General features: G+C 47.8%; 23 protein-coding genes. 4 read left to right on the top strand and 19 right to left on the bottom strand.

Annotation, left to right across the window (positions count from 1 at the left end):
- Position 1 precedes the first annotated feature (1 nt).
- The 9 genes from L9P87_RS11460 to L9P87_RS11420 all read right to left on the bottom strand — a co-directional run bounded on the left by L9P87_RS11460 (position 2) and on the right by L9P87_RS11420 (position 7,796).
- Positions 2-346, bottom strand: a complete 345-nt coding sequence (locus tag L9P87_RS11460) for a head-tail joining protein (protein WP_237444882.1) — start codon at positions 344-346, stop codon at positions 2-4.
- The gene (locus L9P87_RS11455) at positions 312-644 is read right to left on the bottom strand and encodes a hypothetical protein (RefSeq protein WP_237444881.1); all 333 of its coding nucleotides are present in this window, start codon (positions 642-644) and stop codon (positions 312-314) included. Before L9P87_RS11455 ends, L9P87_RS11460 begins: the two co-directional genes overlap by 35 nt.
- A gap of 82 nt (positions 645-726) precedes the next feature.
- Positions 727-1,758, bottom strand: a complete 1,032-nt coding sequence (locus L9P87_RS11450; protein WP_237444880.1) for a major capsid protein — start codon at positions 1,756-1,758, stop codon at positions 727-729.
- A 19-nt stretch (positions 1,759-1,777) separates the two neighbouring features.
- The gene (locus L9P87_RS11445; RefSeq protein WP_237444879.1) at positions 1,778-2,161 is read right to left on the bottom strand and encodes a head decoration protein; all 384 of its coding nucleotides are present in this window, start codon (positions 2,159-2,161) and stop codon (positions 1,778-1,780) included.
- Positions 2,158-3,450 carry a S49 family peptidase gene (locus tag L9P87_RS11440; RefSeq protein ID WP_237444878.1) on the bottom strand — a complete coding sequence of 431 codons (1,293 nt, stop codon included), beginning with the start codon at positions 3,448-3,450 and terminating at the stop codon, positions 2,158-2,160. Before L9P87_RS11440 ends, L9P87_RS11445 begins: the two co-directional genes overlap by 4 nt.
- Positions 3,447-4,958, bottom strand: a complete 1,512-nt coding sequence (locus L9P87_RS11435) for a phage portal protein (protein ID WP_237444877.1) — start codon at positions 4,956-4,958, stop codon at positions 3,447-3,449. The genes L9P87_RS11440 and L9P87_RS11435 overlap by 4 nt, the downstream gene beginning before the upstream one ends.
- A gap of 46 nt (positions 4,959-5,004) precedes the next feature.
- Entirely contained in the window at positions 5,005-5,232 is a 228-nt protein-coding gene (gene gpW / locus L9P87_RS11430; RefSeq protein ID WP_237444876.1) for a gpW family protein, read from the bottom strand.
- A 7-nt stretch (positions 5,233-5,239) separates the two neighbouring features.
- Positions 5,240-7,306: a phage terminase large subunit family protein gene (locus tag L9P87_RS11425; protein ID WP_237444875.1), complete on the bottom strand. Its 2,067-nt coding sequence runs from the start codon at positions 7,304-7,306 to the stop codon at positions 5,240-5,242.
- Positions 7,254-7,796, bottom strand: a complete 543-nt coding sequence (locus L9P87_RS11420) for an elements of external origin (RefSeq protein ID WP_237444874.1) — start codon at positions 7,794-7,796, stop codon at positions 7,254-7,256. The genes L9P87_RS11425 and L9P87_RS11420 overlap by 53 nt, the downstream gene beginning before the upstream one ends.
- 106 nt (positions 7,797-7,902) lie before the next feature.
- Between L9P87_RS11420 and L9P87_RS11415 the strand changes: the two genes are divergently transcribed.
- The 4 genes from L9P87_RS11415 to L9P87_RS11400 are packed head-to-tail and all read left to right on the top strand — an operon-like array spanning position 7,903 to position 9,299.
- Positions 7,903-8,115: a hypothetical protein gene (locus tag L9P87_RS11415; RefSeq protein ID WP_237444873.1), complete on the top strand. Its 213-nt coding sequence runs from the start codon at positions 7,903-7,905 to the stop codon at positions 8,113-8,115.
- A gap of 10 nt (positions 8,116-8,125) precedes the next feature.
- Complete coding sequence (locus L9P87_RS11410; RefSeq protein ID WP_237444872.1) at positions 8,126-8,581, top strand: DUF3489 domain-containing protein; 456 nt, start codon at positions 8,126-8,128, stop codon at positions 8,579-8,581.
- Positions 8,578-8,919, top strand: coding sequence for a hypothetical protein (locus tag L9P87_RS11405; RefSeq protein ID WP_237444871.1), 342 nt, complete (start codon positions 8,578-8,580; stop codon positions 8,917-8,919). Before L9P87_RS11410 ends, L9P87_RS11405 begins: the two co-directional genes overlap by 4 nt.
- A 35-nt stretch (positions 8,920-8,954) precedes the next feature.
- Positions 8,955-9,299 (top strand): hypothetical protein, encoded by a 345-nt coding sequence (locus L9P87_RS11400; protein WP_237444870.1) that lies wholly within the window; start codon positions 8,955-8,957, stop codon positions 9,297-9,299.
- Here L9P87_RS11400 and L9P87_RS11395 read toward each other — a convergent pair.
- The 10 genes from L9P87_RS11395 to L9P87_RS11350 form a co-directional block, all read right to left on the bottom strand.
- Positions 9,268-10,530 carry a site-specific DNA-methyltransferase gene (locus L9P87_RS11395; RefSeq protein ID WP_237444869.1) on the bottom strand — a complete coding sequence of 421 codons (1,263 nt, stop codon included), beginning with the start codon at positions 10,528-10,530 and terminating at the stop codon, positions 9,268-9,270. The genes L9P87_RS11400 and L9P87_RS11395 overlap by 32 nt on opposite strands.
- A gap of 245 nt (positions 10,531-10,775) precedes the next feature.
- The gene (locus L9P87_RS11390; RefSeq protein WP_237444868.1) at positions 10,776-11,165 is read right to left on the bottom strand and encodes a DUF6362 family protein; all 390 of its coding nucleotides are present in this window, start codon (positions 11,163-11,165) and stop codon (positions 10,776-10,778) included.
- Positions 11,162-11,935 carry a crossover junction endodeoxyribonuclease RuvC gene (locus L9P87_RS11385; protein WP_237444867.1) on the bottom strand — a complete coding sequence of 258 codons (774 nt, stop codon included), beginning with the start codon at positions 11,933-11,935 and terminating at the stop codon, positions 11,162-11,164. The genes L9P87_RS11390 and L9P87_RS11385 overlap by 4 nt, the downstream gene beginning before the upstream one ends.
- Complete coding sequence (locus L9P87_RS11380) at positions 11,925-14,150, bottom strand: AAA family ATPase (RefSeq protein WP_237444866.1); 2,226 nt, start codon at positions 14,148-14,150, stop codon at positions 11,925-11,927. The genes L9P87_RS11385 and L9P87_RS11380 overlap by 11 nt, the downstream gene beginning before the upstream one ends.
- Positions 14,150-14,908 carry a hypothetical protein gene (locus tag L9P87_RS11375; protein WP_237444865.1) on the bottom strand — a complete coding sequence of 253 codons (759 nt, stop codon included), beginning with the start codon at positions 14,906-14,908 and terminating at the stop codon, positions 14,150-14,152. The genes L9P87_RS11380 and L9P87_RS11375 overlap by 1 nt, the downstream gene beginning before the upstream one ends.
- Complete coding sequence (locus L9P87_RS11370; RefSeq protein WP_237444864.1) at positions 14,908-15,102, bottom strand: DUF6511 domain-containing protein; 195 nt, start codon at positions 15,100-15,102, stop codon at positions 14,908-14,910. Before L9P87_RS11370 ends, L9P87_RS11375 begins: the two co-directional genes overlap by 1 nt.
- 163 nt (positions 15,103-15,265) lie before the next feature.
- Positions 15,266-16,939 carry a DEAD/DEAH box helicase gene (locus L9P87_RS11365; RefSeq protein WP_237444863.1) on the bottom strand — a complete coding sequence of 558 codons (1,674 nt, stop codon included), beginning with the start codon at positions 16,937-16,939 and terminating at the stop codon, positions 15,266-15,268.
- Positions 16,940-16,951: 12 nt separating this feature from the next.
- Positions 16,952-17,545, bottom strand: coding sequence for a hypothetical protein (locus L9P87_RS11360; protein ID WP_237444862.1), 594 nt, complete (start codon positions 17,543-17,545; stop codon positions 16,952-16,954).
- Complete coding sequence (locus tag L9P87_RS11355) at positions 17,545-18,420, bottom strand: ATP-binding protein (RefSeq protein WP_237444861.1); 876 nt, start codon at positions 18,418-18,420, stop codon at positions 17,545-17,547. The genes L9P87_RS11360 and L9P87_RS11355 overlap by 1 nt, the downstream gene beginning before the upstream one ends.
- Positions 18,420-18,728 carry a hypothetical protein gene (locus tag L9P87_RS11350; protein WP_237444860.1) on the bottom strand — a complete coding sequence of 103 codons (309 nt, stop codon included), beginning with the start codon at positions 18,726-18,728 and terminating at the stop codon, positions 18,420-18,422. Before L9P87_RS11350 ends, L9P87_RS11355 begins: the two co-directional genes overlap by 1 nt.
- Between the last annotated feature and the right edge of the window lie 2 nt (positions 18,729-18,730).

The following is an 18,730-nucleotide window of genomic DNA, read 5'->3' as shown; positions in this document are numbered from 1 at the left end:
TTTATTCTATTAGGGGCAAACTTTCTGTGATCCATACCAATTGATGAAGGTCCAACCGTGGCTCAGACTCAATTCGATAGATACGACCATCGATATGTATTTCATCGCCTCGGCTAGGTGTTGCAACTTCCGACACTCGAAACTCCAATTGCGGGTCCTCCGCATGTAAGTGGCCATCACCCAGTTCAAATAGCTGCTCTGGGCGACGGGCAATTACGCGAATTTCTTGAGTACCTGAAAGAGGCTTAAGATAAGTTGCCATTCGCCCAAGATGAGAAAATTGACTATCAATAGCCTTTTTAAAGCGATCGTTAACGTTCATCACGAATGAGACACTGATACGCATCCCATGCCTTATCTCTATCACCCCCTGAAATGCCTTGTCCTAAAATTTCTTCGATGGCTTTTACCGAAGGCTTGCCATCTTTACCAAATGCATCAGGTTTTAGATCGTCAATGGCATCCATAATCGCATCGATCAAATCAGTGGATTTTGAACTCTTCGAGGGTTCCTGAATGGAAAACCCTCGCGAAACCAAATACTCAGCCTCCTCATTGGGTAAGTTTACGGGCGTACCAGGAGCGACATATTCATAAGCACCTGGTTTGCCAATTCGCAGCGTTATCGTTGTGGTTATTTTCATGCAGCACCTCCATGTGCTGCACCCTGATGGGCAGCCTTCGGCTGTGCAAATTTATTTCCAGAAAAATTTATCATGTTGCCTCCTAACGAACCGTCGCACAAAATGTTGCGTTAGGGCGGTAAGGCACAATCAACGGGGCCGACTGCATCAGCAACCAACGTACTGCCGGATCTTCCTCCAACCATGATTTGGTGAAGTAGCGGCTTGCCCGATAGTTGGCTTTTTCATCCTGAATCACGCCATAGCACCGGGTACCTTCCAGTAAACCTTGGCTGGCAATCAATACCGTATATTCCGGCAGCATATTTCTGGAAACACCATCATCATCGACGTAGGCGTCGTTATAAACCCAGAAATCAAAATCGCCCACTGAACCTACATAGCGTGCTTTATCGTTACCTTGCCCTCGGAGGATTGGGTCGACTATTAATGTACTGGAGGTTCCACGACGGAGCTCAAGCAAGCGCTCAACTTTGGGATCAGCCTTGAAGACTCGCCATGCCAAAGGGTCCATAACAACGGTACGAGCGGCGGCACCCGATTTGATTTGTACTAAGCCCGCCCAGTCTTCAATGTCATCTAATACTTTAACGTCAGGCTCACCCCACCGAGTCGCGCCTGTCAGTGCCTGAGTCAGTGCTGAGTCACGCTGAAAATCAATAATCTGTGTTGGGTAGTCTTCACCGGTTACGGTAATCTTTCCGGTTCGTAATGCTTCGGCCGCCATCACTTCTTCGCGGCGAGTCAGGTTTTCCACTTGACTCGTTAACGCACGATTTAATGCAGCCTCTCGGCGGTCCATGGGCTTTAAATTCCCTCCAATGGTTTCGCCAATCAAACGCTTCAGTGGAGCACTAGGGTCAAAGCGACGCTTATCTTTCACGTAGGCAGGCTTAAAACTACGTGTTTCAAACCCTTCCGCAGCAATGACCTTACCCTGGACGAGCGGTGATACAAATGGCACTAATCGCGGTTTGGATTTATCAATATCGAAGTGAATTTCTTCACTATCTTCTGTTTGAATTGAACCGAAAAATGTATCCAGCAAAAAGGATGCTGGACGATCCAAGTGCTCGACGACTCGGTTAAGCACATGAGTTGAAAATATATCCATGAGAATATCCTATTGCTGGTTAAGCTTGATTGTTTCGTAGAAAAATAGATCGCTCTCGAAAAGCGATCGAAATAGACGCTATTGAATGGCCCGGACCAAACGTAAGAGCTTCCGCATTAAATTCACCCGCTAAATACACATGGGCCTGTGTATCACCAGTGGAGGCATCCACCGCCTCGACCAGCAAGGCATCCGGTTCTTCTGATCCATCATTTGCTCCTGCGTCACTCAATAAATAGGCTCCACTAGCTGCAACCCTGCCTAACACAGCGCCAGCAGGTAATGTGGCACCGCCAGTAATCGTGACAACTCGAGTAATTCGCGGAAATTCACCTGCAATTAGATTGTCAGGCGCATAGCTCCCCTGATCGTTAACCCCTTCTGCAATCCCTGGCATGCTCATACCGCACCCCCTTGTGAAAACTTAGCGATCCGTTTCGCCACTGCATCGGCATCATCGCCTTCCTGTTCCGGAGCATCTGGCTCAATGGCAGGGTTGCCCACTGAGGCCATGACTTGTTCAAAACCTGTATTGGAAACAGGAGCCGATGCTTCGGCTTTGACCGGTGAAGCATCTAGCGTTGCCAGCGCCATATCAGCGCTCATATCCGTAGAAAATGCCAGGTGCTGAGCTAACTGTTCACGCCCCTTGGCAGCCTCAGAAGATATGATGGCGCCAATACGTTCACGTTCTGTTATAACGCTTTGCTGGGATGCTTCATCATTCGTAGAGGCTATAGTTTCGGTTTGAATGGCTTCAACCAACTGCGGATAGTCGGCTTTTAATGATTCCAGACTAAGGACTTGCCCTTCAGAAGCCTCGGTCTTGTGGTTTTTGTCAGTCATCGTGCTGTCCTCAAGTGCTAAAAAAGAAGAACCCCGCAACTTGGCGGGGTTCTGATTGTTTAAATGTTCATTGATAATTTGTTCCAGGCTTCCGATATCATCGGCCAATCCTGAGTTGATGGCGTTCTTGCCAATAAAGACATCACCGCCACCGAAGTCTTTGATAACCGTTGGCGGGTCAACACCACGATGCTTTGCAATGGATTCAATAAATACCGTCGCTAAATCATCGATACGTGATTGCAGTCGTGATTTTCCATCCTTACTGCTTGGATCTAATCGTTTATATGGGCTTTGGGATGACACGATCTCTAAGACGCTTTCATCTTTACTTCCTCGATAAACCGCTACCACACCAATGGACCCGAGCATGGACGTTTTTGAAGCAATAATTTGATCGCAAGCTGACGCAATCCAATACGCACCTGAAGCAGCATCACCTGAGGCATAGGCAATGATTGGCTTTTTGCCACGAGCTTCGAAAATCATACTGGCAAATTCAGCGCAACCATTGACTTCGCCGCCCGGTGAATCGATATCTAAAATAATGCTATGGACGTCTGGATTTTCTAAAGCACTGGTAAAGTCTTTCGCTAAAACCTCGTAACTGGATGCACCACTAATTGCAGTAAATATATTTGCGTAGCGAAACAAAGGACCCACGACAGGAATAACCGCCGCACCTTCACGAATCTCAGTGACGTAACTGTTATCTAATTCTCTACCAAGCTTTGCAGACACCACTTCGATGCTTTCGTTTTGGCGTGATGCAATCGTTAAAATATTATTAAGAGCAGCCTCGGTAATTGCCCATGGCTCACCAGCTGCATGATTCCAGAACTTCATTGTTTTTCCTCTGTAGTCTGGGGAGCGTATTGAGCCGTTTCAGTATTCAAACCTAGCTCTCTCATTTTTGTTTGCTCTCGAGCTCTTTGTTCGAGAACTTCTTCCCAGTCTAAGCCTTGGGTGGCGCATTCATCTTCGAGCGTTGAAAGGCCAATTTCTAACCGTATCTTTGAAGCCTTGGCTTCTTTTACAGGGTCAATCCACCCACGCCCAGGACCTATCCATTTGCATCGACACCACAGCGCCTTGTTTTGATAAAAACCTGGTGCCTCAATCATGCCTTTGTTAATAGCTTCCTCTAACCAGAGCTCATAAACAGGCTTCGCCCAATAAGTAGCTAACCAATGACGTCGGCCAATAAAATATCGCCATGCTTCCATCAATGCTGCGCGTGCTGAGGAGTAATTGGTTTTCGAAAAATCCTTCATCAACAATTCGAAAGGTAAGTTCAACCCGGTGCCGATATGACGAAGAATGTTTTCTACAAAACTGCTGTAAGCAGAATTAGGCCGACTGGGCGTAAAAGGCGCGACTTTATCTCCTGGAAATATTGGAATAACGGCACCACCTTGAAGCTTTACTTGCCACTCATTTCGAGCAGCCATGTAATCCTCGCCAGACCCACCAAACATTTCACTAATTGATTCACCGTCTAATGGCGTTTCGATAAAAGCAGCGATCATTGCGTTGACAACGGCCGCTTGCATTTCGGAACGCTCATAGTGATCAAGCATCTTAAATAGCGGCATAATGCTACTAAAGATCGGCTTGCCTCTACTTTGACCGGTTCGTTCCTTGTCATGAACATGGACAACACGCTGGCGACCGAAGCGGGTGCGTGCTGGAATGCGCTCGTACTCTTGAGCGTTATTGCTAACACCAAGAAGTTGATCACCCGGATGCGTCTTAGCAATCCAGTAAGCTAATGGCGCACCATAAGAATCAACCTCGATACCAGCGCGAATATTGGCATCGTTTATTCGATCATTTGGATTTCCTAAACGGTCGGGCTCAATAAGCTGAATAGTTGTTGCAAACGCCTGGCTTCTATTGGGAAGCCATAGTGGCAAAGCAAGTGCTTCGCCATTGATTAGGCCCGAGCGGAACATTTGGGTTGTTAAACCATTGAATGTCAGACTTTTTGAAGCATCACATTCAGTGGTGTCAGCCCAGCTACGCCAAAGTGCTTCTGTTTTTCTCGACCAGCTATCTGCCCAGTCTTTGTCTTTTCCTAGTGCCTTATAGTCAGGCAGCGCTGATAGGCGCAAGCCAGTCCCAACGACATTATCCACCAGTGTTTGAATTGCCCCTGAGGCTACTCCATGGTTTCTCGCCAGATCTCTAGAGCGTGAAACCAGTGTAGGCAGTTCATCGAGCAAATCTGAATCTGGTGAGCCAGCCATTGGGCGCCAGCTCGACATCTCTCTCGCAGACAATGAAGCCGCCCGGTGAGCCGTATCAGATACTAGTGGTAAGCCATCAGGGCCTAAGATCATTTGATTGGTCATAGCGCCTCAACTAGCATTTTTATTGGATAATTAAAATTTCATAAGCTTAGAATTTCATGAACAGGGGGCCGCGTCGTGGGCGCCCCTCTTTTGCTGCTATCTCCGACTTAAGCTTCGCAATGTAAGCCGTGAGTTTGTTGATATCGGTTTGTGCATAAGTGGTGGCACCATAACCGCCAACAGACACCGTCACTTCTAGTTCACCGATCATCAAACGGTGCAGTGCGGATTCAGCATCAATGAGTCGCTGCCGGAGTATTGTTAAATCACTCATAAACACCTTAGAGGTAAGGGTCATCTGCAACGACAGACGATCGTTGTCGAAATGCTTTAGTTGTTTTCTTTGCGATTGGCTGAGCGCTTTCGCTTTGGACTGGTGTGCTTTGCTTTACTTCACCAAGCGCATTTTCTAATCGCTTCCACTGCAACTCTTTAAATCGATCAAGACCATAAATACTTGCAGCTGCTCGTGCATACACACGGCAATCCAAAGCCTCATTATTTCGAGTCGGGTCTTTTTCCCATGTAGCTTTTGGGAAGCCTTTGTGTAAACGGATAATGCGTCGCTCAGCGGTGAGCTGTTTGAAATATTCCTCTCCATACTGGGGAAAGTGGCAAGTCCCTGGTGAAAATAATTCACCCAAAGCCCGCTCCTCGTCCGTCGGTCTCGGCAGCTTGAGCCAACGGTAAAGTTCAACTTTGGCAACCGGCCCGCTGACATTCCAAACCCTCAATCCTCGGCGTTTACCACCGGTATCCGCTTTTGAGACATTCTGGATTAATGCTGTTTCTGTATCTCGTCCCTTTATGGCAACGACACTTCTTGGCTGTGATGCTCGTGCACCTGCGCCACCCCAGACTGCCTGAGGATAATTGCGTACCCACCCATAAACATCCTGAGTGGCATAACCAGAATCAACGCACATCACACGAATTGGCAGCGAGCTTCCTAAAGCGTGAGGCCAATCTTTGCTAAGCACTCGATCGAGTTTTTTCCATACATCAGGTAGAGCGGTATCACCGTCTAAGACTAAATAGTCGATTGACCATGACTCTTTGCTTCTCCCCCAAGCGACGATTTCACATTCCAAGCGATCGCGCTGAACGTCAACACCGGCCGTTAAAAACAAACCTCCTTCAGGAACAACACCAATGGTGTAAGACTCTCGTCGTTCATATAAACGCTCCCATTCTGGTGCCTCGAATTCTTCTTCATAAGATTCACCGAGAACGGTATTCACAAAGCCTTTCATTAAATCCGGATTTTGTTGCGCTCCTTCAAATATTCTTGCAGCGTCTTCCCATGAAAACCAACCGACAGGGCTATAGAGTGACGACAAGTGATAGCCTTGTGTTTGGCCATCACCTTCAGCGGTTGCTTGCCAGTAACCTTGATTGAACATCTCGGTTTTTTGATGTTCACTAATTAAGAAATCACAATTCTCACAACAATACTGCGCATTCTCCGGCTTGCCTTCTTCCCATCGTAACTGAGAAAACCGCAATGGCTGTGAATGACCGCATGAGGGACAAGGCACATAAAAATAACGCTGATCTGAGTTTTCAAATTCTCTCTGAATACGCGATGTACTTTTGAGGGTTGGCGTACTCACGAGCAGCACCTTTCTCCTGCGTGCAAAGGTCGCACTTCGACGTTCAGCCAGCAAAATAGGATCGCCTTCACCCTCAACATCGCCCGGATATCCATCCACCTCATCCATAAACAGATAACGAGCAGGCATAGATCGCAGGCCGACAGCACTGTTTGCGCCAGTCATGACCAGTACGCCGCCAGGAAACTCTTTTGAGAGAACCGTATTACCTGAGTCTCTGCTGCGCGCAGGCGCAACACGCGCCCTTAGCTCTGGCACATCTTCAAGTTGAGGGTCGATACGCTGACGGGAATTACGCTTTGCCATTTCGACGGTTGGCGAAACTGCCATCATCGGACCGGGTGCCATATGGATGACGTAGCCGATCCAGTTATTGCCAGCCTCTGTGCCGCCAACCTGCGCGCCTTTCATAAATACAACGCGCTGTACCGGCGAAGATACTGACAAACAATCCATGATTTCTTGTAGATAAGGCGTTCGTTGAGTACGCCAGCGGCCGGGTTCAGCAGCCGATTTAGGGGATAGCACACGAAATTGATCAGCCCATTCAGACACCAATAACATGGGGTCTGGTTTTAAGCCTTCATTCCAGGCTTTTTCGAGCTCTATTACCCCGTCGTAAAACTCAGTATCACCGTTCCTCGTCATCCCTGACGCCACGGCATTAGAACGTCCGTGTTCGTCAATCGACCTTTGGTTGGATGTCGCTAAGCTCGGATAAGTGCTGTCTGACATAAGACTCCAACATGACATGCATCTTGTGCGGGTCAACCTCCAGTTCTGCGGCCATTTGGGCAGATATTCTTGCTGGCCAACTTAGCCAAGCGTCGCGCTCGGCTCTTGCAATACGAAACACATGAGCGATCGCTTTAGCGCGATCCACCAGCTCATTTTTTAGTTGCTGTAATTTGATTCTATTGGTCTGGGCTTTAAGGACTTCATTAGCTGTTCGGGCTTGCATATAGGTGGTGCCACCACCGGTATTGCCACTTTCACTCAGTGTGTCAGCGACTGCATCAAGCGCAGCTTTGGGTACTGCTTTAGTTGCACCTGACGATTTACGCTGTTGGGCGCGGTCTGTGTTTCGAGCCCATTGCTTGTCGACTTTAGCTATATCGATGGTGCCATCAGTCTCAGCTTGAATACGGCCAGACTTAATCGCTTTGCGCACAGCGGTATCTGACACTCCTCGATGTTTGGCATAAGCCCGCAGTGATACGCCCATCTTTTAACCTGTTGTTTTTAGTCGAGTTAATAAGCACAAATGAGTTGATAAGACCGCTGAATGAAGCGTTCATGTGCTTAACAAAACAGCACTTGGAGACAACAAAATGGCTCACAAACAGAACGCATTAGACGCTTTTTTAGCTCGAAAATCTGAAATCGACACAGCCCTTGAGCGCTTACAAGCACTCAGCAATGACCACTTCAACGCTCACCCCGATGAAATCAACTGGGGGCACGTTGGCGACCTAGGCCACTACGCCGAACTACTCAAACAAATCACCGACTCAGCCTTTAACGAAGGCGAACATGCCGAATAAGGAGCACATCATGACCAAACTCACCGATACTCAAATCACCATCCTTGAAGCCGCCAGCAAGCGGTCCGACAACAACATAGAGCCATTACCCAGTAACATTAACGCGGGTATTAAGCCTCGGGTTATCCAAGGTTTATTGAAGCGAGAGCTTATTACTAAATTTGAAAATGGCTACATCATCAATGCTAAAGGGTTTGATGCTATAGGCCGACCAGCGCCCACAAAAACGGAACCTAGCCAACCCGTCACTCTACGCGAGGGAACCAAGCAAGCCCGAATGATCGCGCTAATGCAGCGCCCAGAAGGCGCCAGCATCGAAGAAATTTGTACGGAGACTAGCTGGCAAAAACACACCGTTCGAGGAGTGTTTTCAAATACCCTTAAAAAACGACTGGGCCTTATTGTTACCTCATACAAAGATGACGACCAACAACGCCGGTACCGAATTCAAGGAGATACGCTATGAGCACTCGCTGCTTTATCGCCATGACAAAAGACGAGGTGACTTATCAATCCATTTATTGCCATCACGATGGATACGACACCGACAATGGCGTAGGTCCAACGCTAAGACAACATCACAACAGTGAATATCACGCCGAGAGTTTGATAGCTCTTGGAGATGTTTCCTTTGTGCAGGGCGAAACAGTTTGTGCTTACCACCGGGATCGCGGTGATTCCTGGGATCAAACCCAACCCAGAATCACTCGCAGCCAACCAGAGTTATTTGCATTGGCAAAGGCATGTGATGCGCAATATCTCTACCTATTCAAACAGGGTGAATGGCACAGTTTTAAACTTTAAGAATTGACTTGATTATCCCAGACATTGAAGCGTTCATGCCATCACAAACAAAAAATGAGGCAAAGATTATGGGTACATGGAGCCAACCAAATACCGCTAAAAAAGCACATCAGTTAAAAAAATTGATGAGCGAGCCACTCTTGAAGAATCAAGCTTGTGAAAAACTGTATCACCTTGTCGGTGATGATGACTTATTCGATTTTATCCAAGAGCTAGAGCCTACTGATGATGTTCGTTATTTGGTGCAATCACACATCGAAACAACGCTGAATAATCTAAACCGCTCTTTCCTCAAGTGGGAGGAAGATGCCATCACAACGTGTGAGTCATTACTACCAGCTAGTGCAATTAGTTTGCAGAAGCGGACTGAATCGAAATAGCAAGATCATCGAACAACAGATCATCACTTTCACGAACAGCCTGTTCACCAGAATAGTCTTGCCAGCGCCTGACAATAACATCCACGTATTTTGGATCCAGCTCAATTAAGCGTGCAGCCCGTCCTGTTTTTTCACTGGCGATTAGGGTGCTACCAGAGCCGCCAAATATATCTAAAACAATGTCACGGCTTTTACTGGAGTTTCGAACTGCTCGCTCAACCAACTCGACAGGTTTCATTGTCGGGTGAAGATCATTTTTTACCGGTTTATTAAAAAACCAAACGTCACCTTGGTCTCGCGCACCACACCAAAAGTGATCATTGCCTTCACGCCATCCATATAAAATCGGTTCGTACTGACGCTGATAATCTGAGCGTCCAAGCGTGAAAGTATTTTTTGCCCACACAATAAACGTCGACCATTTACCGCCCGCATCACGAAATGCTTTTTGCAACGTATCAAGTTCACTGGACGACATGGCTACATAGCACGCCCCTTTAGTCACACTTAGTAGGTTAGTTAATGAGTCTTTTAAAAACTGATAAAAATCATCACCCAAGTTGTCATTCATAATGCGTCGGTCTTTACCGCGCATTTTATCTTTGGCATTGTTGCCATAGTCCACGTTATAAGGTGGATCTGTGAACGCCATGTCGGCAAGCTCACCATTCATTAGCTTTTCTAAATCTTGCTTGCTGGTCGAGTCGCCACACAACACGCGATGATTTCCCATGACCCAAATATCTCCAGAGCGACTTATCGGCTCTTCTTCCACTTCTGGAATATCGTCCTCGTCAGTTTCGCCTGCCTGATCATCGGCACCTAATAGTTCGTCCAATTCTTCATCTGAAAAACCAATCACATCGAGATCAAAACCAAGGTCGCCAAGTTCTTCTAGCTCGAGCTTTAATAGCTCATCATTCCATCCAGCATTTTCAGCAATTTTGTTATCCGCAATAACCAACGCTCGACGCTGAGACTCTGTCAGGTGATGTAATACGATGACAGGTACGCTATCTAATCCAAGTTGCTGGGCAGCCATCAATCGACCATGCCCCGCGATAATGACATTGTCATCACCCACTAAAATTGGATTAACAAATCCAAACTCAGCAATAGAACCCGCGATTTGTGATACCTGAGTATCATCATGTGTTCTCGCATTTTTGGCATAAGGGATTAAACGTTGAAGCGACCAGTGCTCCACCGTTTCAACAGCGTTAAGTTGCATTTGATTACCTTGGAAATAGCGGTGCGAACCGCGAACCTGCGAACCCGGTTTAATGGGCTGTCGCTAGCGAAATGCGGCGGCCTTGCGACCCGCATCGATTCGATGGCCAGGAAGGACCCATTTTTTTCTGGGGCCAGAAATAACTAAGCCACGGTCAAAGGCCGTGGCTTGTGTGCAGTTCACTCGTGAGATTAGCAAGTATTCTCGCCTAAAAACGGGGTTTTGTCCCACTGGGGGTTTTGGCATTAACACGCAGGTCTTTGCTCTTGAGCGAGCCGCTCCGCAATTTTTATTAACGCCCCTTGCCAATAACGCTGCGCAGACGTTCTGGGGAAACCAGTCTCACGCGAAATCACTCGCCATGGTGTTCGATAGGCACGCGACCAGATTAGGTTTCGCTCGCCATGATTTACAAACGTGATCCATGACAGCGTTTCCTCCATGCGAGTGATTTGATCTGGCGTTGGACGTAAACGAATTGGTTGAACCTCTTGTCTGCCAAGCTCTCTTTGATCGTATTTGATCTCGGGCCAATAGCTCACATAGCCAAGGCTTCGTTCCCCAGGTAGTTTACGCAGTGTTGATACACACTCCTCGAACCGGTGAGCAATTTGTTCTGGCGTAAATTCATTCATGATTGCTCTCCCAGTCTTTGCTCAACAGCCCAATAGACCAAAGCTAATGCATCGGCCTCGTTATCATCTGAAGGTAGGTGGCCTCGGTTCCTAGCAGCCTCAATCATCATGGTTTTATTTGCATTACCTTTGCCTGTTGCGTGGCGTTTGATTGTTCCAACCGGGACACCCTCGTAAGCAATATCCTGTTGCTCGCACCAAGCAGTCAGATGCGCCATAAAACCACCGTAAGCGTGTGCAGCATCCACACCCATGTGGCGACGAACCTCTTCAAAAAACACCATGCTGATAGGCCCAGCATTTTCGTTTAGCTCACCCAAGAAACGGTTGAACTTCAAAAAGCGCATGCCACCACCTTGCCAACGATCGTTTTTAAAACTGATGGTGCCGCTGGTGATAACGCCTTGTTTGGAATGAATTGCCCATCCAGTTGTTGTGCCCAAATCCAAGCAGAGCACCACTGGTAAGGTTCGATTGATGATCTCTTTCTCACCGAGATGGAGAGCCTCCCCTTTAGGGGACTCTCCTCTCTCGTAGAGAGAGGGGGTTTGCGTGCAATCTGGATTTATCTCTACACCCCTTGAATTGACTAGGTTTGTGTTCAGATTGCAGGGGGTATCCGCAATCTGGGCTCCGCAATCTGCAATCTGGCTGGATGCCTTGATATTGCTGACTTTCAGTTTGCGGGTAGTTTGCAGATTGCAGCAAACTGGTTCAGATTGCAGACTGCAAACAGCCGTATCTGAGGCGTTATTGTGATCATGATTCATGGCTAATTTCCTCCTGGTATACCCAAACATCCGGGTTCTCGACTGGGAGCACCGCACCGGTTTGAGCACATTTATAATGGGTAGGTTTGATTGCAAAGTGAGCCTGTTTGACTTCACCAGTATCGGTATCAATATTTTCTGATGCGGGAACAGTCATACCTTCAACACAGAGGTAGCCGTATTTACTGCGGGTTAACATAGGCAAGCTGTAATCCTCTGGATTGCGGAAGAACTTTATGTCGCCCTTGGTGGCATGAACTGCGATGCGTTCATTGATGGTTCTATTGGCGCCCAGTCCAGCTTGACCTTCGAACGATTCTGCAAATTGATTCGAGGTATAGACCCTACCTTGAGCTGCCTCATCAAATATCATTTGCACAATGACATCGCGTTTACGCTGACGCTCTGCATCGAGCTTGGCGCCATAGTCTTGATTGACCAGTCGATCGCTATGAGCGTCTAGCTCAATCCATTTGCCTTGGCTTTTGTCGACACATTTTGCTGGCAAGCCCGGACCATTTCGCAGCTCAAAAACCAGAGTGCGGTCGGTGCGCGTTTCATCTGGCCGGTACAGCAACATGCCAGTGGTGTAATAGCCACGAAGGCTGCCTGCACCTGATAGCGCCAGAAAGGGATCTTCCTCAACTTGTTTCTTACTAATCTTCTTAGTGTGGTGGGCCAGAATAATACCCGCTAACGGATTGACCGCATCCCGCAGTTGTTCAACTCGCTCGCGCAGAAAGAACAACATAGCATTGTTGTCGTTTTCACTATTTCCCTCTGGACCGCCATCAAAGACATTGCGTATTGGATCAATCACTAGAATATCGACACCACCCTGTGCAGCGGCTCGTTGCAGTGCCTCAATCACTTGTTCAACACCTTGATCATTGAGCACTAAACGAAGTTGAGGCGTTACCAGCAAGTTATTTGCCGCACGACGACTTACACGTTCGGGTAAGCCCATAGACTGTATCCGTTCACGCAAGTAGTGATATTGAACCTCTGCCTGCAGATAAAACACTCGAAGTGGTCTGGAGGGTGTCAGCTCGAGAAAAGGTTCACCGGCTGCCATGTGTGTTAACCATGACAACAGAAAATCACTTTTACCGACCTTCGGAGCGCCACCAAATACGATCATTCCACCTGGCGTTAAAACTCTCGGTGCAATTAAATCGTCAGGCATAGGTGAGGTATCGGCCAACAACTCCCCCAATGAGTGCATCGGGATTGGCATTTCATCTTTTACGACAGTACGCTCGGCGTTTTTTACAAAAGACCAAACATCCACGCCATCTTCAATGGCATCATAAGCATCCCATTTATCTGGTTTTCCATCTGGGATATGCAATACAGCAACGGAAGAGGCGCCTACATTAGCAATCGCTTCTGATGCCCTGCGCGCATATTCAATGCCAGCCTCATCGTTGTCCGGCCACACCAAAACGTGTTTATCTTTGAGTGGCCCCCAGTCCGTTTTGGCGACTGGTGCATTGGCACCGTTCATTGCGGTGCTCGCAATCATCCCTAAGCGAATCAACGCATCGGCCGCTTTTTCACCTTCAACCAGAACCACCTGGTTAGCCGTAAGTATCTGAGGTTGGTTATACAGCGGTCTGGGGTCGGGCGCTTTCATTGACCGAGAACCGACATCCCACGGCCGAAACTCTTTACCCCCTGCAGTATCATATCGATATATACAAGCTATCAGCTTTCCTTGGCTATCACGGTAATCCCACTTTCCAGTTACCGGACCTAGCTCATCAGTCGGCACCTGTTTTGGTATTGAGGTTGAACTCACAGACTTACTTTTGGCTGCGTGAGAATTTTGTACTTGGGAATCCGAGACTCCTAACCATTGCGCAACGGACTCAACCAATTCTGGAAATCGACTCGTAGCATCAATGCCCATCACACGCGCCCATGCATCAAAAATATCGCCACCTTCACCGGTCGCAAAATCCATCCACATGCCAGCGCGCGAGCCTTCCAGTTCAACAACTAAACTCTTACCGGGATTACCTTCAATATCACCCACAATAAATTGTTTACCGCGTTGCTTTCCTGCCGGAAACAAATACATCAATACGTTTTGAAGAGAGCCCAATAGTCGCTGTTTTAATTCACGCGTATCATGCTTGGATTTGAGTGCAACGCCTTGATCGGGCGCGTCATTAAAATCAAGCCACACAACTTTGTCGCTACCTTTTTCCATCACGCACCTCCTTGCCAGCAGCGGTCTTGCCATGAGCAAAACTTACATTCGTAGTGGGTAGGATCTTTGCTGATTCTGGGTAAGAGCTCTCCTGCATCAGTCGCCTGAATGACACGCACACCTCGATCGGATGCACGCTGAGCCAGTTCACCATTAAATGGCACCCACTCGAAGTACAACTCGGCGGTGTCTTTGTTGATCGCAGTGAACATAGCCGGATTTGAAGATATGCCTGGGATCTGCTCTTCCATGTAGGCTTGGTACAGTGCAATTTGTGCCGCATAAACAGGCTTGGAAAGTGTGACGCCACGTTTTACCGTATCCTTCCATGATTTTGCGTTCAGTGATTTACACTCCCAAAGCGCAGGGTAACTGTTACCGATTGATTCAGGTCCTCCAGCGAGCACGCCATCAACGTGACCACACAAGCGCCCATCAACGGCAGCAAAGCCAAACTGACCACCTGACGCTGTCTCTGTATAAAGATTAAACCCTGCTTGGCGTAACCAATTTATGGCTAAGTCTTCGAAGACATGTCCGGCTGCAAATATCCTAAGAGTGCGACCCGTAAATGTTCTGCCTTCGTCTAAGGCTGTATTAGTGAATTCATATTGAAGCGCTCGATCACACGCAACGCCTAGTCGAGAAGCGCCTAAATAATTGCGCGGCGTTTGTGCCTGGTTCTCAGTTTGCAAAGCACTGTCGATTAGATCGGTGAGTTTTTCAGACAATGTCGGTTGATGATTAAAATCCAGCATCAGAAAGGCACCTCGTCTTTGTACAACTCCTGCAAAGTGCAGTGATAAGATTCAAGGACCGTATCCACCAAACCAATAATTTCATCTTTGCTGTAACTACCAAGGCCTTTTTCCATGCCTACGGCCATCACATAATCTGCAAGTGGGGCTAAAACAGACTCAGCGGCTTTTTGTTCTAAATCGGTTCTGTTCACATCCACCCCCTTGCGATGCAATTGGTAGTGAATGTCCTGACAGGTCTTCGAACAAAAGCGCTTAAAACTTGCGCGCCGATTTTCAGAAGATTGGAAACGATTTGGATCCAGCCAACAGAAACCGCGTGGAGGTTTGTGGCATATATAACATCGGTAATACACATCAAGCGGCCTCCCTTCCTTCAACTTTGTTGAAAATTCGAGATTGGATATCACGCTTGTTAAACTGGAACGCCAATAGGCATGATGCTTGGTAGCGAGTTAATCCAAAGTCCTGTCGATAGGCCGGAGGTAAATATCGAAGTTGCTGAGCAGTTGCAGCCTGGTTTAACCATTTACGGGATTTGCTCGCGGCATCTTCCGTTTCATGATCATTCAACCAGTCGTCAGCTGCTGCCAGGCAAACAGTCCGCTCACCCATGGCCAACAAACGTGCGGGGAGCTTTTTCCCTCCGCCCATGCCAAACCAATGACCGGCTAAGAAGAACACTCCGGCCCACGCTTCAAAGCCTGTTGCCATCAATGCCGCATCATCACCGAACAAATCACACCAACGAAACGAGGAGCGTTTAAGCAGGTCAATCTCAGACATCACAAAGTCAGCTAAATCCACTTTGTCATCGGTATCAGTTCGCTCCCAAACATGACCACATAAGGAGCACTCTTTTGCCGCCGCAGGCACCATCGCTCCGCAGTCGGGACACTCTTTCTGAGGTGCCTCACCATGGCCCTCATGTCCATCCAAATTTACATCTTGCTCTAATGAACCGTGAAGCATGGTGCTGGTGCCAAAGTCGAGTACCACGCAATCACTCTTCACCACACCAGGGTGTTCATTGGGATCAATGGTTCTAAGGCCACGCCCAATCATTTGTATCAGAGTCGACTTATAGGAACTTGGCCGGAGTAAAATCACACAACTGGTCGGCGGGTAATCCCAGCCTTCAGTCAACACTGCTACATTGACAACAACTTGAGATTCCCCGGATTCGAAACGAGACAGCGCCGCTTTGCGCGCCTCGCTTGATAGCTCACCATGAATAACCTCGGCATTCACACCAGAAGATGAGAATGCCTCAGCTACATTTTTGGCGTGATGGATGGTAGAGCAAAAGACCACGGTAGAACGATCATGAGCTTTTTCTTTCCAGTGACGAATCACTGCTTCAGTGATCGGTGCTTTATTCATGATGGCATCGACTGCCGACATATCGAAATCATCGGCGGTTCGCTTCACCTGTGACAGTTCACTCTGAGTACCAACATCAACGACGTAAGTTCGCGGTGGAACCAAATGCCCTGATTGAATTAATTCGGCAAGCGTAATTTGATCACTGACATTACTAAAAACAGGGCGTAATGCTTTGTTGTCACCTCGATTAGGCGTTGCCGTTACGCCAAAAATAGCGACATCAGGATTACGATCTCGAACGCTATCAATGATTTTTCGGTAAGTGGGTGCAGCTGCATGATGCGCTTCGTCGATAACTAACAAATCTAGCGTTGGTATTTTCTTCAGGTTTGATTCACGTCCTAACGTTTGCACCATGGCAAAGGTTGCTTGTCCCGCCCATGACTTTTCCTGAGCGTCATAGATTGAAGTGGCGATGCTGGGATTCACTCGGCTGAACTTGGCAGCATTTTGAGAAGTTAGTTCATCTCGATGAGCTAGCACACAGGCTTTTGCATCTCCGTTTTCCAGCCATTGACCGGTAACACCGGATAACATAATGGTTTTACCGGCGCCCGTAGGCGCCACCCCCAATGTATTCTGGTGCTTATTAAGCGCAGCGAGGCTGCGCTCAACAAACAGTTTTTGACGAGGTCGTAATAACATAATTCGACCTCCTTATTGCGCCCAACTGGGACGACCAGTTGGAGCAGTTGAGGTAGATTGGGCCGGAGAAGATTGCTGTACCGAAGCTGATGCTTGTGTCGGTTCACCCGCGATGCCTGCATAAGCTTTATTGTCTGGTGTGATTGCGGTTTTAACGACATTTTTATCATCACCATTTTGGTCCTTATCCATCTCAACTTTGGCAACAAACTCAATACCATCAAGATCGGCAAAACCTTGAATGCGACGTGCTTGTTGAGCCTGATGTGAGTTGTCCTGAGGATGCAATCCACGCGATGAGTTCAAGATCCCTTTTATAAACGCTCTTCCCATATTTGCCCACTCGGGACCTTTAGGGCTGTGAAGACCAATGAGGCTCCACATTTTCCGTTTCGCGTATGGACCATCGAGCACTACGAACTCGCAGTTCAAGTAAACAGAGCCAGTGGTCATGCTTTGGCTTGCGTAACCACCAGTCCAACCTTGCGAAGCATCGTCATAGCCACCGGGTCGAATCGTCATGCGCACTTTTACCAGCGTGCCTTTTGGGATTACGTCAAAATTGTTTTGGTCTTCAGCCGAGTTAAAATCATTCCAAGTAGTCATTATTGAGCTCCTTCTTCAGTATTGGTTTGGGTTTCGATAGGTGCTGGGCGAGCAAAGGTCAGGCGATCTGACGGAGGTGTTACTGGCCCATGAATTTTTTCCATAAGTCGACCTAGGTGTGGCTCCTCGATAACATCAAGTCGCCCACTGCGATCTTTGGCTGGATAGCCATAGGGATTTAGGGTGTGGTTAATAAAGGCACGATATTTCTGGCCATCATCACTTTGAATTTCCGCAAGTGTGATGACCTGATCAACGATGCCTGGCAGCTCTAGAGCCGTTTTTGAACCATCAATCTGTGGTGAATAAACCTTACGATTGAAGTCATCGACTTTTTCGTCGAGGATGCCAACAAACCAGATATTCTTATTACGGGTGTGCTGTAGATGAGTCAGCCAAGCAATCATCTCTTGCCCATGAAGACCATAAGCACCACGCGTATCAGGTTTGCCACTTCGCTCGCTGAACGCCTGAGGTTGTCCCTTGCACCATTGCAAGCAGAGGCGACCTGCAACAGTTATTGAGTCGATAAACACCGTGTCGTATTTATCAATGCTGCTAACGTCACCGAATTTAGCGCAGACTGCTTCATAGTGTGCTTGGCTGTATGGCTGCTCATCCCGTAGCGCAGGATTTGGGCCGCCAATAAACACCGCAAAGTCACGACATTCCTGCCATGTACGTGGTCGAATCGCATCGCCAGACCACCCTTCAACAGCTAGGTCTCCCGCTTCTAAATCGAAGAACAAGGTTTTGTCTGCATCGACCGTCCACAACAAACTGGTTTTTCCGATGCCTGATGGACCAAGAATGCAGCCTTTGATCCCGCGCTTTTCTGCCAATCGCTGATCGGCCGTAATGATTGGAAAGGCCATTACTTCACCTCCCCATGTTCACGCAGAAACTCAAGCGCGTAGTCGGCGCCTTTGGCACCGTAACCCCGAGCCATGTCATGCACTCGGCGTAGCGAGTCCATTTCCTGAACAATGCGACTGAGCTCTTTATTCAAACCCTGCTGTGCAAAGGCCAAATCATCAACGGTCGCTAGAAGCAACGCCTTAGATTCAGGTTCTCCATTGTCAGATACATCAGGAATGGAAATAGCATCTGGCAGGCTTTCCAATGAAAAACTGCTCTTGCGCAAAGCCTCTAAAAAATTGGTTTCTTTGGTAAAAATCGTCATGA

It is taken from the genome of Sinobacterium norvegicum, from assembly GCF_923077115.1.
Lineage (GTDB): Bacteria > Pseudomonadota > Gammaproteobacteria > Pseudomonadales > Sinobacteriaceae > Sinobacterium > Sinobacterium norvegicum.
The sequence above is the reverse complement of the archived record's forward strand: the minus strand, read 5'-3'. Positions and strand labels throughout refer to the sequence as shown.